This window comes from Kitasatospora sp. NPDC001664 (genome assembly GCF_053596675.1).
The window spans coordinates 38,988-53,069 of the sequence record NZ_JBSFGS010000028.1; the positions used below are offsets into that span (position 1 = coordinate 38,988).

General features: G+C 70.9%; 10 protein-coding genes. All 10 read left to right on the forward strand.

Translation table 11 applies throughout. The features are described from left to right. Window positions 1-80: 80 nt before the first annotated feature. On the forward strand, window positions 81-824 hold the full coding sequence (locus tag ACWCYY_RS31705; protein ID WP_449797986.1) for a hypothetical protein: 744 nt from the start codon (window positions 81-83) through the stop codon (window positions 822-824). A 100-nt stretch (window positions 825-924) separates the two neighbouring features. Next, the gene (locus ACWCYY_RS31710) at window positions 925-1,395 is read left to right on the forward strand and encodes an SsgA family sporulation/cell division regulator (RefSeq protein ID WP_449797987.1); all 471 of its coding nucleotides are present in this window, start codon (window positions 925-927) and stop codon (window positions 1,393-1,395) included. Between the two features lie 677 nt (window positions 1,396-2,072). Further along, complete coding sequence (locus tag ACWCYY_RS31715; RefSeq protein WP_449797988.1) at window positions 2,073-2,993, forward strand: Dyp-type peroxidase; 921 nt, start codon at window positions 2,073-2,075, stop codon at window positions 2,991-2,993. A 133-nt stretch (window positions 2,994-3,126) separates the two neighbouring features. Then, window positions 3,127-4,422, forward strand: a complete 1,296-nt coding sequence (locus tag ACWCYY_RS31720; RefSeq protein WP_449797989.1) for a right-handed parallel beta-helix repeat-containing protein — start codon at window positions 3,127-3,129, stop codon at window positions 4,420-4,422. Between the two features lie 37 nt (window positions 4,423-4,459). Beyond that, window positions 4,460-5,206: a hypothetical protein gene (locus ACWCYY_RS31725; protein ID WP_449797990.1), complete on the forward strand. Its 747-nt coding sequence runs from the start codon at window positions 4,460-4,462 to the stop codon at window positions 5,204-5,206. Between the two features lie 268 nt (window positions 5,207-5,474). Beyond that, window positions 5,475-8,597: a hypothetical protein gene (locus ACWCYY_RS31730; protein ID WP_449797991.1), complete on the forward strand. Its 3,123-nt coding sequence runs from the start codon at window positions 5,475-5,477 to the stop codon at window positions 8,595-8,597. Window positions 8,598-8,701: 104 nt separating this feature from the next. Beyond that, on the forward strand, window positions 8,702-9,307 hold the full coding sequence (locus ACWCYY_RS31735) for an exosortase/archaeosortase family protein (RefSeq protein ID WP_449797992.1): 606 nt from the start codon (window positions 8,702-8,704) through the stop codon (window positions 9,305-9,307). Then, window positions 9,307-10,671 carry a glycosyltransferase family 2 protein gene (locus ACWCYY_RS31740; RefSeq protein WP_449797993.1) on the forward strand — a complete coding sequence of 455 codons (1,365 nt, stop codon included), beginning with the start codon at window positions 9,307-9,309 and terminating at the stop codon, window positions 10,669-10,671. Before ACWCYY_RS31735 ends, ACWCYY_RS31740 begins: the two co-directional genes overlap by 1 nt. A gap of 483 nt (window positions 10,672-11,154) precedes the next feature. After that, window positions 11,155-11,532 (forward strand): hypothetical protein, encoded by a 378-nt coding sequence (locus ACWCYY_RS31745; RefSeq protein ID WP_449797994.1) that lies wholly within the window; start codon window positions 11,155-11,157, stop codon window positions 11,530-11,532. Window positions 11,533-11,584: 52 nt separating this feature from the next. Continuing rightward, window positions 11,585-14,059, forward strand: a complete 2,475-nt coding sequence (locus tag ACWCYY_RS31750; protein ID WP_449797995.1) for an SdrD B-like domain-containing protein — start codon at window positions 11,585-11,587, stop codon at window positions 14,057-14,059. The last annotated feature ends 23 nt before the right edge of the window (window positions 14,060-14,082 follow it).

Below are 14,082 nucleotides of genomic sequence, written 5' to 3' on the forward strand. Positions count from 1 at the left end.
GTTGAGCCCGCCAGGACGGCGGCGGGTCCGGGCGGGAGCGGCCCGCCGGACGGGCTCCCGCCCGAGAGTCGAGGACGAGCATGACGGTCTCCAAGCCCCGCAGGGACAGCAAGGTGAGCAAGGCCAGGGAGAGCAGGGAGCGCAGACGGCAGGCCGCCGAGCGCACCAGCGCTACGGAGTGGTTCGGCAGCGGCGTGCACGCGGCGAGGGGGCTGATGCACCTCGACGTGCGCGCGGCCGGCAACGGGCTGCTGCTGACCGCCTCGCCGGCCGAGGCCGAAGGGGACGTCGGCATCTGGCAGTTGAGGCTCCGCAACGACGCCGATGGCCGGATCCTGCGCGAGCTCGCGGCGGCCTTCCGGGACGGCACCCAGTACGCGCTGGCGCAGCCCGAGGACGTCCCGGGACCGGTCGCGTTCTTCCCCGACCCGGCCCCGTCGGGCCTGGGGATCCTGGTCGCGCTCCGGCCCGACGGGCCGGAGGAGGCCGGGGGGTTCGAGGTCATCCGACGGGCCGAGCTGCCGCTCTCGTTGTGGGCCGAGGCGGGCGTCGCGATGGAGCCGATCATCGCCGGGCTCGACACGGACGTGCCGCCCGGGCTCTGGGAGCGTGAGGAGGCGGTGGCCTGCCCGGGCTGCCTGCGCCCGGTCTACGGCGACGAGGCGTCCACCGGGGTCCTGGTCGGCGGCGGGTACCCGGTGGTCGGGCTCTGCCGGATGTGCGTGAGCGGGCAGACGCTGCGGGCGATCCGGATGACCGGACTGGCGGTCCCGCAGCAGCAGGGCGTCGTGCTGGCGTCGCTGGAAGCGGCACGGGAAGCATGACCGGGGTGGCCGGGGTGGCCGGGCCGACCGTCGTGGTGGCGGTCGGACGGGCCACCGGCACCGCCGGGGGAGCGTCGCCCGCCCGTGGCGGGGAGGCGGGGTGAGCAGCCAGCCGGGCCGCCGGCTGCTCGGTCGGCGGCGTGGCCGGGGCCGCTGTGCCCGGCCGACCGTGCTGACCCTGGTGGCGCCGTCGGGCGAGCCGGTGACCCTGGCGGCACAGCTGTGCTACCTGGCGGCGGACCCGTACGCGGTGCACCTCGACTGCGAGGCCGCCCCGGGGGCGGCGGTGGTGCGCTGGACCTTCGCCCGCGAGTTGCTGGTCACCGGCCTGCGGGAGCGTGCCGGCATCGGGGACGTCAGGATCTTCCCTCCCGGCGTCGGGGACCCCGAGCACCTCGTGATGGTGCTCTGCGGAGTCGAGAGCAGCGCACTGCTGCTGGCCCCGGTGGCCGACGTCGAGGACTTCCTGGCAGCTGCGGAGCGCCTCGTTCCCACCGGGTCCGAGCACCGCCACCTCGGCGTCGACCGACTGCCCTCGGACCTCCGGCGGCCGCCCGGGTCCCGGCCGTGACTGACGGGGCGTCACCGGCCGGCCCTGTCGTACCCGCCGTCCGGCGGGGGTCCGGCGGGGCGTCGGGTCGAGGAACCCGCAGGTCGGCGGGGGTGCACCGGGACTTTGGTCCTGTTTCGGACACCGATGGGTCCACGACTGTTCCCCCGGATGTGTGGATCGTGTGAGGATCGCCACCGAGCCGCCCCGGGAGCCGGTGCACATCCTGGCCCGGGGCGGCACCCAATGCCGCGGCACGTGCTGACGGCGGCCCGGAGAGGTGCCCGATGAGGATCCTGACGCAGGTCGGCTTCGCCGCCGCTACCCTTGCCGCCCTGGTGGCCGTCGTGCTGATCGTCCGGGACTGGCGGCGGCTGGGCGGGGCTGCCGTAGCGCCGCACGCGGATGGAGCAGTGCCGGCTCACCCGTGCGGGTGGAAGCCGTAGTGACATCGGGGGAGTTTCGGACCTTCCGCGTGGTTCCGGGCTCGCGTGGGCGCCACCCCGACGGGTTCAATCACCGCCGTGCATCCGATTCAGCCGAACCGATCCAGCACTCCCCGGCGCGCCCTCCTGGGGGGAGCAGCCGCCCTGGCCGTCGGCACGACGGCCTGGTACGCCGGCCGGTCCGTACCCCGCCCGGCGGGGGGCCCGGTCCCGCCGCCGGAGTCCCGGCCGACGGTGCGTCAGCCCGGGCTCGTGGCGCCGCCGTTGCCGCACGTGCTGCTGCTCGCCTACGACCTGACCGGCGCCGCCGGCGAACGGGCGGCGAAGGCCCTGGAAGCGCTCGTCGGAGCCTGGAACGACACGGCTCGCAGGGCCTCGGTCGTCACCGTCCTCGGGGTCGGTCCGGGCCTGTCGCAGCGGGTCCCGCTGAACGCCCCCGAGGGGTTCCGGGAGCTGCCCCCGCTGCCCGGCGACCGCCTGGATCCGGGCCGGAGCGGCGCGGACGTCCTGCTGCAGGTGAGCGGTGCGGGCAGCGAAGCCCTCCGGACGGCAGCCGATGTGATGGACGGTCAGGCGGCGGGCCTGTTGAGCGCCCGCTGGCGGCAGGCCGGGTACCTGCCGCCCACACCGGCCGGGGAGACTCCCAGGAACCTGTTCGCCTTCAAGGACGGCACGGCCAACCCCGGCCCCTCGGGCGACCGGTGGATCTGGCTGGAGGACGGGCCGCAGGCCGGCGGGACCTACCTGGTCTACCGACGCATCGTCATGTCCGTGGAGGCCTTCGCCCAACTGCCGCTGGAGCGGCAGGAGGCGGTGATCGGGCGGCAGCGGGAGGACGGGCGGCCGCTCGGCGGCAGCCGGGAGCACGACGAGCCGGACTTCCACGCCAAGACCCCGGAGGGGCGCTACCTCATCCCGGCCACCGCGCACATCCGGATCGCCAACCCGCGCCTCGACGGCGGGGCGCGCATGCTGCGCCGGGGATACAACTACGCGGACGGGCCGGACGACCAGGGTCTGCTGTTCTGCGCCTACATGAAGGACCCGGCCCTGTTCGTCCGGGTGCAGGAGCGCATGGCCGAGCGGGACGCGCTGACCCCGTTCGTCGAGCACCGGGCCTCGGCCGTCCTCTACGTGCCCCCGGGCTCGGGAGAAGGGCTGTTCGGCCGCTGAGGCGGTGAGGCCCGCCCATGGCAAGGGGCCGAGCGGCTGACGGTGCGTGAGGGTCCGGTCACGCCGTGCTGGTATATCTGGCGACATGTCCGACACAGTCATGATTGTTCATCGGCGCCGAAGGCGGCGCTGGATGTCCGGCCTGCTCGCCGGTGCCGCCGTCATCTCCCTTGGCGGGGCCGCCGGTTGTTCCTCCGACGGCGGGCAGTCGCCCCCGCCGCCACCGGCCGTCATCCGGGTGCCCGAGGACGCGCCCACGATCCAGCAGGCGGTCGACCGGGCCCGGCCGGACGACCAGGTCCTGGTCTCGCCGGGGGTCTACCGGGAGAGCGTCCGGGTCAGCCGTGAACGGATCGTCCTGCGCGGCACCGACCGCAACTCGGTGGTGATCGACGGCGAGTTCAAGCGCGGGGACGGGGTCGTGGTGACCGGCGCGGGCTCCGTGGTGGAGAACCTGACGATCCGCAACAACCTCTTCAACGGCCTGCTGTTCACCGGCGTGACCGACCCCAACTTCCAGGGACGGGGCGGTAGCAGTGGCGAGTACCAGGCGATGGACACCACCCGGTTCCCGGCGATGCGCGGATTCCGGGCCTCGTACGTGACGGTGCACAACAACGGCCTGTACGGCATCTACGCCTTCGACACCCGGGCCGGTCTGATCGAGCACTCCTACGCCTCCGGCCATGCCGACTCGGGTTTCTACGTGGGCCAGTGCGACCCGTGCGACACGCTGCTGCGCGGTAACCTGGCCGAACACAACGCCATCGGCGCCGAGTTCACCAACGCCTCGGCCGGGCTGCAGGTGGTCGGCAACCGGTTCTCCGGCAACCGGGTCGGGGTGAGCATGGGGTCCGACACCCTGGAGGCCCTGGCTCCCCAGCACGGGGCGGTCTTCGCGGGCAACGTGGTGACGGACAACGCCGACGCCCTCTCGCCCGAGCAGGCCGAAGGCGGCTTCGGCATCGGCCTGGGCATCGGTGGCGGGGTCGCCAACGTGGTGGTCAACAACCTGGTGACCGGCAATCCGACGGCGGGCATCATCGTCTCGACCGCCAACGGCTTCAAGCCGATCGACAACAAGGCCACCGGAAACTCCCTGAGCGGCAACGGAGTTGACATCGCCTTCACCGGCAAGCCGGACGCCGGAGCGAGCGGGAACTGCTTCGCGGGCAACGCCGCGACGAGCGCCACGCCCGAGGGTTTGCTGTCCGGCCCCTGCCCGGCGGCGGCCGGCGGGACGGCGCCCACGGGAACGGGGGCCGTGCCACCCGGAGTCTCCTTCCACGACGTCCCGGTGCCCGGCCCGCAGCCCGGTGCTCCCGGGGTGAGCGGCGGCCCGGCCGTGGGCGATCCGCCGCTGTTGGCCGATCCGGCGACGGCGCCGCTGCCCTCCGACCCGAAGGCGGTGCCCGGCGATGCGCGGTGACGGAGTGCGGACGGGGCGGAGCGTCAGGTGGCTCAGGGTGTTGGCGACGCTGGCGGTGCTCGCGGCGGCCGGTTGCGGGCCCGGGGGTGACGACGGCCCGGCGAAGGACCCGGCGCACGACACGGCGGAGGGGTCGACCAAGCTCGACCGGCTCGCCACGGTCCGGTTCACGGCCGGGATGACGGGCGGGGCGCACTTCTCCTCGGTCCTGTCAGGCTCGGGCCTCTACCAGTCGATGTCCGGAAAGGTGGACTGGAAGAACCACGTGGCGCAGGCGGCCGTGACGAACAAGGAGTCCGACGGTTCGGTCGGCCATTACACGATGGTCTGGAACTCCGGGGCGCTGGCGTTCAAGAGCCTCGACGCGGGTGCGCTCCAGGGGAATTCCGAATGGAAGACGCGTCCGCTGAATCCCACCGGATCGGTGGTCGAGCGGGCCATGTGGACAGTGCTCGCGATTCCCTCCGACCGGCCCGAGAATCCCGTGCTGCTGGGCTCCGGAGGGGCTATGTGGCTGCGGAAGGACCGGGTGGAACAGCAGGAGGTCGACGTCTTCCGGGGGCCGGGGCAGCGCGCGGAGGGGCAGGAGAAACTGGCTGCCGCGGCCGTTTCCCCGGAGTTCTGGTTGGACGCCGACGGGCAGCTCCGCCGATTCCGTGCCCCGATCGAAAATGGGATGTTCAGCTTGGATTTCTCCGAATGGGGGAATCAGCAGATCGCCGATTCAGCCCAATTGTCGGAACGGGTTCCATCGGAATCCCCGGCTGCTGCACCCACCCCTTGAGCGGTGGTGCGTGGGCTGACCGGGTGGCCCCCGTGCGACACGGCGAGTAAATGAGCGAGGAGCGTCATTGAGCCGCGTTACGAATGTGGCCGGTCGCAGCGGGTGATCACTGGCTTCATGTCATATCAGATGCTCGGCCCCATTTGAGGCGCGGCTCCAAGCCTAGATGCCGTGACATTTTTCCGTGACAAGGTGTCGCGAAAGGGAATGACGTATGCAGAGGTGGACTGCACCTGACCGGAGAATCCTGTCTCCGCGAAGGGTCGCCATGGGGACGGGTCTTCTCGTCCTGCTGAGCTCGTCCGCGGTGGGACTGGCCAGCGCCGCAACGGTCAGCATCGGGGTGAACGCCGCGGTGGTGCAGGACGGGTCCGGTGAGTTCACCGCCTCCGATGGGCCGGGTCTGGACAGCGGCCCGAAGAACGGCATCGTGCGCACCAACGACTCGATCGCCTACCAGGTCGAGATCCAGGCGCTGACCGGCACGGCCAACCGGCCCCGGTTCACGGTGGAGGCCCCGCCCAACACCAAGTGGACCGTGCTCCCGCAGAAGTGCACCGGGACCGGTTCGGGGATCTCGGGCAGCACGCTCACGTGTGTGCTGCCCGACATGACCTCGCAGACCGAGCAGGTGCCGCTGGTCCTGCAGATCCTGGGGACGGCGAAGAACAACGACAAGGTCAAGATCGAGGTCAAGGGCACCGCGGACAACGCGGAGGGCGGCGGTTCGAGCTCGACCTCCCCGGAGACCACGGTCAGCGCGCTGCCGAAGTACAACCTGGTCAAGGACGGCAAGTACAGCTACGGCGACAAGCCCGCCAGCGGCCCGAACGGCGAGGCCGGCCGACTGCTGACCATGCCGATCGTGGTCGAGGCCCGCACGGTCGACCCGGCGCGCGGTGACTTCAGCAAGCTCGGCCAGGAGACCCTGGTCTCGCCGATGAAGTTCACCGACGACATCTCGAAGCTGATGAACGGGGCGGCCAGTGCCGGCGCCCGGCTCTACACCTGGGACCCGGCCAAGCCCGCCTGCGGCGCCAACGACGCCACGATCACGAACGCGCCGTACGGCGTCGCGGGTCAGGGCACCGCCGTCAACACCACCGCGGGCAGCGGGACCTTCAGCTGCGTCCAGGGCGCCCCGGGGCAGAACGTCGACGTCACCATCGCCGACGCCGTCTCCACCCCGCCCTCCTACCCGACCAAGGGCGCGGACGGCACCGACCTGCCGAAGAGCTCCGGCGTCATCAGCGCGGGCTACCTGCGGATCTGGGTCCCGCAGACCGAACTGGACACCCTCACCGCCTCGACCGGTGGCAGTGCGCTGCTGACCAACACGTACACCGGGTTCTCGCCCACCTCGGTCAGCGGCCAGACCAACTACGGCACCGGCAAGACCGAGCCGTTGGAGGACAACTCGCAGACCGTCGGTGTCAACGGCACCGGCTCCTTCGGCAAGGAGTACGAGAGCGTGGCCGGCGGCCCGCCCGGCACCGCGCCGAAGAAGAAGGACAACAACGCCCTGGTCACCCCCGGTACCCAGGTGCGGTCCCACGTCTTCATGAACTCGACCGACACCGAGGACAACCCGAACTTCATCGCCTGCGACGTCTTCGGCGACGGCAACCAGACGATCAGCAAGGCGCCGGCCGAGAACGGCATCAACGCCACCGGCAAGTACGCCACCGCCGTGCCGGCCGATCCGTCCGTGGTCATCGAGTACGCCGCCTACAAGAACTCGGTGCCTGCCACCGCCCTCGGGAAGAAGCTCGACCCGATCGGTGCGGGCGCCCAGCTCAAGCGGACGTGCGACGACGCCGACGGGCCGTGGTTCGCCACCCCGGAGGAGGTGCCGGGCGGTGTCGCGGCGGTCGGCAAGGTCCGCTTCAAGACCACGCTGCCGAAGGGCGGTGCCCGGGACTTCTACACCTTCCTCACCGTCAACGGCACGGGCCTGGAGAAGGGCGACATTGTCCGCAACGCGGCCGCGCTCAAGCCGCTGAGCGGGAGCTGGCAGAACGACACCAGGCCGGCGTACGCCCCGAAGGGGGCCGACGGTGTCATCGACCCGAAGAAGAACTACGCCAGTGGTGCGCTGGCGGACCACCTGCTGATCACCCCGGTGCTGGCCCGGATCGACAAGAAGACCGTCGACCCCGGCGCGGACGCGCTGAGCACCCCGGACCAGCAGCGCCAGGTCCTCAGGGGCCAGACGTTCACCTACGCGCTCTACCCGTCGCTGAAGTCCAACGCGGACGTGCCGCACGACCAGGACCTCACGGTCGTCGACACCCTGCCGGCCGGCTTCGCCTACGTCACCGGCTCCGCCTCGGTGGCGGAGCAGTCGGCGGTCAGGAACGCCGACGGCACCACGACCGTCACCTGGGTGCTGCCGGCCCAGAAGGCCAACTCCACGATCGCGCCGATCACCTACAAGGTCGCGACCGACGCGAACGCGGCCGACGGCACGTACCAGAACAAGGTCGTGGTCTCCGCACCTGACGACCTCAGCCCGGAGGACCTGCGCCAGGCCAAGCGTGCGCTGACCATCGTCGCGGGCACCGGCGTCACGGTGAAGAAGTCCACCGACACCCCGATCGTGCCGACCGACTCGGACCTGGTCTGGAAGCTCACCTACAACAACCCGCAGACCCTTCCGCTGACCGGTCTCGACATCATCGACGAGCTGCCGTGGATCGGTGACGGCCGGACTCCGGCGACGAGGTTCACCGGGACGCTGGCGTTCAAGTCGCTGAACGCGCTGCCGGCCGACCCGCAGGTGACCCTCAAGTTCACCGCCGCGGCGCACGGAAGCATCAAGTCCGACCCGGCCGACCCGACGAACAAGGCGGGCGGCGCCACCAAGTGGTGCGCCAAGACCGAGTTCGGCCAGGCCGGTTGCCCGACCGACGACGCGGCCGTCACGGCGGTCATGGTCAACGACCCGCGGACGCTGGCGGCGGGTCAGTCGCGCGACCTGCAGCTGGTGCTGAAGCCCACCGGCAACGCGGGCAGCGACATCTACACCAACAACTTCAGCCTGCACGCGCGGGAGTTGGTGTTCCCGGTCATCTCCAACGACGTGCCGATCACGGTGCCGGCGCGGACCCTCCCGACGCCGACTCCCACGCCGACGCCGACTCCCACGCCGACGCCGACCCCGACTCCCACGCCGACGCCGACCCCGACCCCGACTCCCACGCCGACTCCCACCCCGACCCCGCCGGTGACGCCTAGCCCGACCCCGAGCAAGCCGCCGAAGCCGCCGAAGCCGCCGCTCCCGGACACGGGCGTGAACCTGCTCTGGGCGGAGATCGCCGCGGCGAGCCTGCTCGCGGCGGGCACGCTCACCGTGGTCGTGAAGCGCAAGCGCAAGGGCCTGGACGGCTAACCCCGTTCCATCCGCCAGCCCGGGGCGGGAGCACCGCATCGGTGGTCCCGCCCCGGGCCTCTCCGTGCCACCCGTTGTTCCGCGTACGACTCACGAGGACCTCGATGACCCTGACCGCGGTGCCCGCCGGACATCTCCCGCCGGGCCCTGAATCCGAGCAGCCCACCCGCCCGTGGCCGGCCTCCGTCACGATGGCCGGCACCCTGTCGGTGGCCGGCGCCTGCATGATCATCTTCAATGAGTACCTCCGGGCCCTGGAGGCCAGGGCCGCCGCCTGGCTGTACTCCCAGGTCATGGACGAGACCACGGCCGCGGTGAAGACCGCACTGCTCGTCAACTTCGACGACGCGAAGATCGTCGGCGTGGACGTCACCCAGTCGTGCAGCTCGGCCCTGCTGGTGCCCCCCTTCCTGCTGATGGCGGCGGCCGTCCTGCTCTCCGCCCGACGGACCGCCCGCGAGGTCCTCGGCGGGCTGCTCCTGGCGGCGACCATCGTGGCCGTCGGCAACCTGATCCGTCTCGTGCTGATCGCCCTGGTCACCGTGCACTACGGCCAGCAGGGCTACCTCTGGTCGCACACGCTCGGCGGCTCCCTGCTCAGCATGATCACGATGGTCCTCGCCCTGGGCGCCTTCCTGCGCTACGGCGTCCGCGGCGGCCGGCTGGAGAACGGCCCGCGGCACGCCACGCCCGACGGGAGCGCGGCCTGATGCAGCTGCTCATCGCCGTCGCGCAGAGCCTCTCGCTGGTCCTCTGCGGCATCTTCATCCTCTACGTCGCCACGCTGATCCGCGCCTACCGCGCCTGGCGCCCGCAGGCGCCCGGGCGGTCCGAGGACTTCCAGTGGCACTTCCTCATCCCGTGCCGGGACGAGGAGGCCGTCATCGGACAGACCGTCACCGGCCTGCGCGGCAAGTTCCCCGGCGCCCACCTCTGGGTGATCGACGACGACTCGGACGACCAGACGGGTGCGATCGTCGAGGCCTTCGCCTCCGGTGACGACCGGGTCCACCTGGTGTCCCGCAAGCGCCCGGAGGCGCGGACCGGCAAGGGCGACGCGCTGAACGCGGCGTACCGGGCGCTGGAGGCCTGGCTGCCGCCGGACGCCGACCCGCACGGCGTGGTGGTCGGCGTGTTCGACGCCGACGGCCTGCCGGCCCCCGAGTGCCTCGACGTCTGTGCCGCGCCGCACCTCTTCGGTGACCCCACGGTCGGGGCGGTGCAGATCGAGGTGCGCATCCTGAACCTGAACGAGCGTCACCTGCTGCCGGAGAAGGGCCGGGCGGCCAACCTGTTCGCCCGGACCCTGCTGCGCATGCAGGACATCGAGTTCCGGGTGCCCATCGCCGCGCTGCAGTTGGTGCGCCGGCGGATCGGCACCGTCGGCATGGGCGGCAACGGCCAGTTCACCCGCCTGTCCGCACTGCGGGACATCGACGAGGGCAACGGCATCCCCTGGCGGGGTTCGCTGCTGGAGGACTTCGAGCTCGGCCTGCACGTCCTGCTGGCGGGGTGGCGCAACGAGTACACCCGGGACACCTACGTCGAGCAGGAGGGCCTGTTCGACCTGAAGCGCCTGATCACCCAGCGGACCCGCTGGGGCCAGGGCAACATGCAGTGCTCGCGCTACATGCCGGACGCCTGGTCCTCCTACCACGTGACCAACGCGGGCGTCTCCGAGCTCACCTACTACCTGATCCAGCCCTGGCTGCAGATCCTCGGTACCTTCGTCTACCCGCTGCCGCTGCTGGCCGTCGGCATCACCGCCCTGTTCGACCCGGCCGGGCTGCAGTCCTTCCTGATGGACGGCGGATGGGCCCTGTTCGCGGCCTACCTGGTGGTCGGGGCGGGGCAGTTCGCGGTCTGGGCGTTCCTCTACGTCGCGGCGAACGAACGGCAGAGCGGCTGGTGGCGCGCCGCCGGCTGGGGAATGGCGTACGTCCTGTACACCTACAAGTTCTACGTGACCTCGTGGAAAGCGATGATGCGCATTCTCACCGGCCGCAGCGGATGGTCGAAGACCCGGCGCAACGCCGAGATCTCCTTCGACGGCCCGATCGCGAAAGAAGCCTGAGGCCCGGGTCGAACGCAATAGTCGATCCCCCGGTTGTACGAACGCCCCCGTCCGCACGGACGGGGGCTTTTTTTCATGCCCGGTTCCCGGGCATCAGTGCGCTGACCAGCAGATTTCCCTGATGGCTCAATGGCAATATTCTCGGCTGATTTGCTTCACTCCGGAGTGTTGCGGCATACCGGTGAATCTCCGCGTGCAGTGGGCGCGCGCGGGTCAGGTGGAGGCACTTCCGGGTGTCGAATGCCCCTGTGCGCCGGTCGCTTCGTCCGCCTGCGGACGACCGACGGCTTTCTGGTGGCACAGTCCACGCGAGACTCGGAGGACATTAACGTGCGTTTTGCTGCGTACCGATCGAGATCCCCTCGGTGGCGGCGCGCGGTGACCGGCTTCACGGTGATCTGCTGGCCCATTGTCGGGGCCGCAGCCGTGCTGGTGACCGCGCCTGCCGTCCTGCACCAGGCGGTCGAGACACTCTCACCCGCCATGTTCCGTCCGGTCGATGACGTCGCGTCAGACCGGTACCGGGCGGAAGCCCTCGAACCCACCACCCTCAACTACGTGATGGCCGCTGCCGCTTCGCAGCTCCGCGCGGAGACCACCGGCCCCGGCATCGCCGGGATCTCGGTGGACAGCAACGCGGACCAGAACGGCAACGTCCCCATCCAGACCGGTGGCCCCGGCCGCAACGACCACCGGTACGACATCGGCATCTACCCCTCGCCGGCCTTCCCGCTGCTCGGGGACGGCCCGGTGGCGACCTTCACCGGCTCGCTCGCCGTCGTCGGCCTCGGCACCGGCTTCGTCCTGTGGCGGCGCTCCAAGGAGTCCACCGCCTGGCTCCCGGCGAGGCAGGCGGCGTGAACACCACCGACGACAGCCCGAGACACCGAGCAGACGTGAGGAGACCGACGCAGTGAGCAACACCCGTAGGGCCACCGGCCGCGTGCGGGCCGGAACCCTGGCCGCCATCCTGGCCACCACCGGCGGCCTGTTGGTCCCCGTCACCACCGCCGTCGCCGCCGCGGGCGACGGCACCATCACCGTCACGGTGATCCACGACACCGACTCCAGCGGTACCTTCCGGGCCGGCAAGCCCGGCGTGGCCGGCCAGACCATCACGGTCACGGACGACACCAACACCAAGGTCACCGGCACCACCGACGCCAACGGCGTGGCGACCTTCACCGCCGCCACGATGGCCACGCTGACCACCGGCAAGTACCGCGTGGAGATGCTGGAGCCGGCCGCGCCGTGGTGGTACGCCCCCGCCTACGGGCCCCGGAAGACGCCGGTGCCCGACGAGTTGCCCGACGGCGACCAGACCGGTACGCCGCTCTCCTCCTCGGTCGAGTTCGTCGACGTCTCCGGCGGCAAGAACGCCTCCCTGACCATCGGGGTGGTCCAGCCGGACGCCGTCGCGCCGAACCCGAAGCCGAAGGCGCCCACGCAGCTCGCCGCACCGATCTACCTCGGATCGACGGTGAAGCCCACGCCCGGTGTGGCCACCAGCGACATGCCGGCGCTGATCACCTGGGCCCCCGACGCGACCGGCATCGAGGCCTCGCCCAACGTGATCGCCACGATGCCCGAGATCGGTGCCACCTGGGGCGTGGTGTGGAGCGACACCAAGAAGCTCTACATGACGGGTGCGTTCCTGCGGCGCTCGACCTTCTACGGGCCGGGCGGCTCCGGTGCGATCTACGCCACCGACCCGGTGACCAAGAGGTCGGCGCAGATCGCCACCGTGCCGAACGCGGGGAGCACCACGCACCGGTTCCCGGCCGCCGGGGACGCGAACTACCCCTTCTACCGCGATTCGCTCGCGGTCTGGAACAAGACGAGCAAGGAGGGCCTCGGCGCCCTGGAGCTCACCCCGGACGAGAAGACGATGTACGGGGTCAACCTCAACACCAAGGAGCTCTTCACGCTCGACGTCTCCGGTGCCACGGTGGCCGCGGCTCCGAACCCGCAGCCGGCCCCGGCCACCCCGAGCTCCAACGTCGCGATCCCCAACCAGTGCACCGACGCCAACGACTGGCGCCCCTGGGGCGTCGGCATCAACCCGAGCGACGGCAAGGTCTACGTCGGAGGCGTCTGCTCGGCGGAGTCGCTCTTCTCCGGCACTACGGCCGCTGCGACCCCTGCCTCCCGGGCGGGGCTGAAGGCGGTCGTGCTCCGCTACGACCCGGCGACCAAGGCGTTCGACCCGACGCCGGTGCTCAGCCAGCCGCTGGACTACAACCGGGCGGACATCTGCACGGTGTGCGTGGGCGGGACCAACAAGACCCACTGGAACCCGTGGCTGCCGGACGGCACCGCCACCTGGTTCGGCAAGAGCACGTGGAACAACTACGCGCAGCCGATCCTGTCCGAGATCGAGTTCGACAAGTCCGGCAACATGATCATCGCCCTCCGTGACCGGTTCGGCGACCAGCTCGGCAACAACGACTACGGCCCGGTCGACGCGCCGTTCTCGCTCGCCGACATGGGCGGCACCGGTGGTGACCTGCGCAAGGCCTGCCTGGTCAACGGCTCCTACGTCTGGGACGACGGCTCGAACAAGGCGTGCCCCGGCACGGTCGACAACCCGTCCACGACGATGGAGGGCAGCCGCAGGCCGTACTACGACAGGCTCGGTCGGCCGAACGTCAACCCGAGCGACGGCTTCTTCAGCGACTCCTACGCCTACACCACCAACCACATCCCGCAGGGCGGTCTGGCGTACGACTCCTTCAACGACAAGGTGGTGAGCACGGCCACCGACCCCCTGGCCACCAGCGACGCCAATGCCTACACCGGTGGTGTCCGGTGGTTCAACAACACGACCGGCAAGGCGCCGAACACGGGCTACCAGCCGTACCCGATCCTCACCTGGCGCACGTCCACCTTCGGCAAGGCCAACGGCATGGGCGACCTGGCGCTGCTGCAGCCGCGGGACATCCCGGTGCCGGCCATCCTGCCGCTGCAGATCGGCAACCGGGTCTGGTTCGACACCAACAAGGACGGCATCCAGCAGCCCTCGGAGCCCCCGCTGGGCAACGTCGAGCTGGTGCTGTACGACGCCAAGGACGAGCCGATCGCGGTGAAGAACACCGACGCCCAGGGTCGGTGGGACTTCTGGGTGAAGCCCAACACGAAGTACAAGCTCTCCATGGAGATCGCCCCGGACGGCTGGACCGGTCTCCCGGCCGGTGTCGACAAGTCCACGCTGGTGTTCACCACGAAGGGCTCGGTCACCGCCCGCCCGCCGCTCTCGCGCTCCACGCAGGACGGCGGCAAGCTCCCGGCCAACGCGACGGTGGAGTTCCGCACCCCCGCGTTCGGTAACGCGGTGGGCCCGGAGCAGTTCGGCTCCCTCGTCACCAAGGGGAACGACAGCCAGGGCTGAGCCCCGGCCCGACCCCGCCCGGG

What these genes read in the sequence shown, in the direction of transcription:
- ACWCYY_RS31735 (WP_449797992.1), top strand. Translation starts at nt 8,702, where the DNA reads ATGACCCTGACCGCGGTGCCCGCCGGACATCTCCCGCCGGGCCCTGAA.
- ACWCYY_RS31720 (WP_449797989.1), top strand. Translation starts at nt 3,127, where the DNA reads ATGTCCGGCCTGCTCGCCGGTGCCGCCGTCATCTCCCTTGGCGGGGCC.
- ACWCYY_RS31740 (WP_449797993.1), top strand. Translation starts at nt 9,307, where the DNA reads ATGCAGCTGCTCATCGCCGTCGCGCAGAGCCTCTCGCTGGTCCTCTGC.
- ACWCYY_RS31730 (WP_449797991.1), top strand. Translation starts at nt 5,475, where the DNA reads ATGGGGACGGGTCTTCTCGTCCTGCTGAGCTCGTCCGCGGTGGGACTG.
- ACWCYY_RS31745 (WP_449797994.1), top strand. Translation starts at nt 11,155, where the DNA reads ATGTTCCGTCCGGTCGATGACGTCGCGTCAGACCGGTACCGGGCGGAA.
- ACWCYY_RS31705 (WP_449797986.1), top strand. Translation starts at nt 81, where the DNA reads ATGACGGTCTCCAAGCCCCGCAGGGACAGCAAGGTGAGCAAGGCCAGG.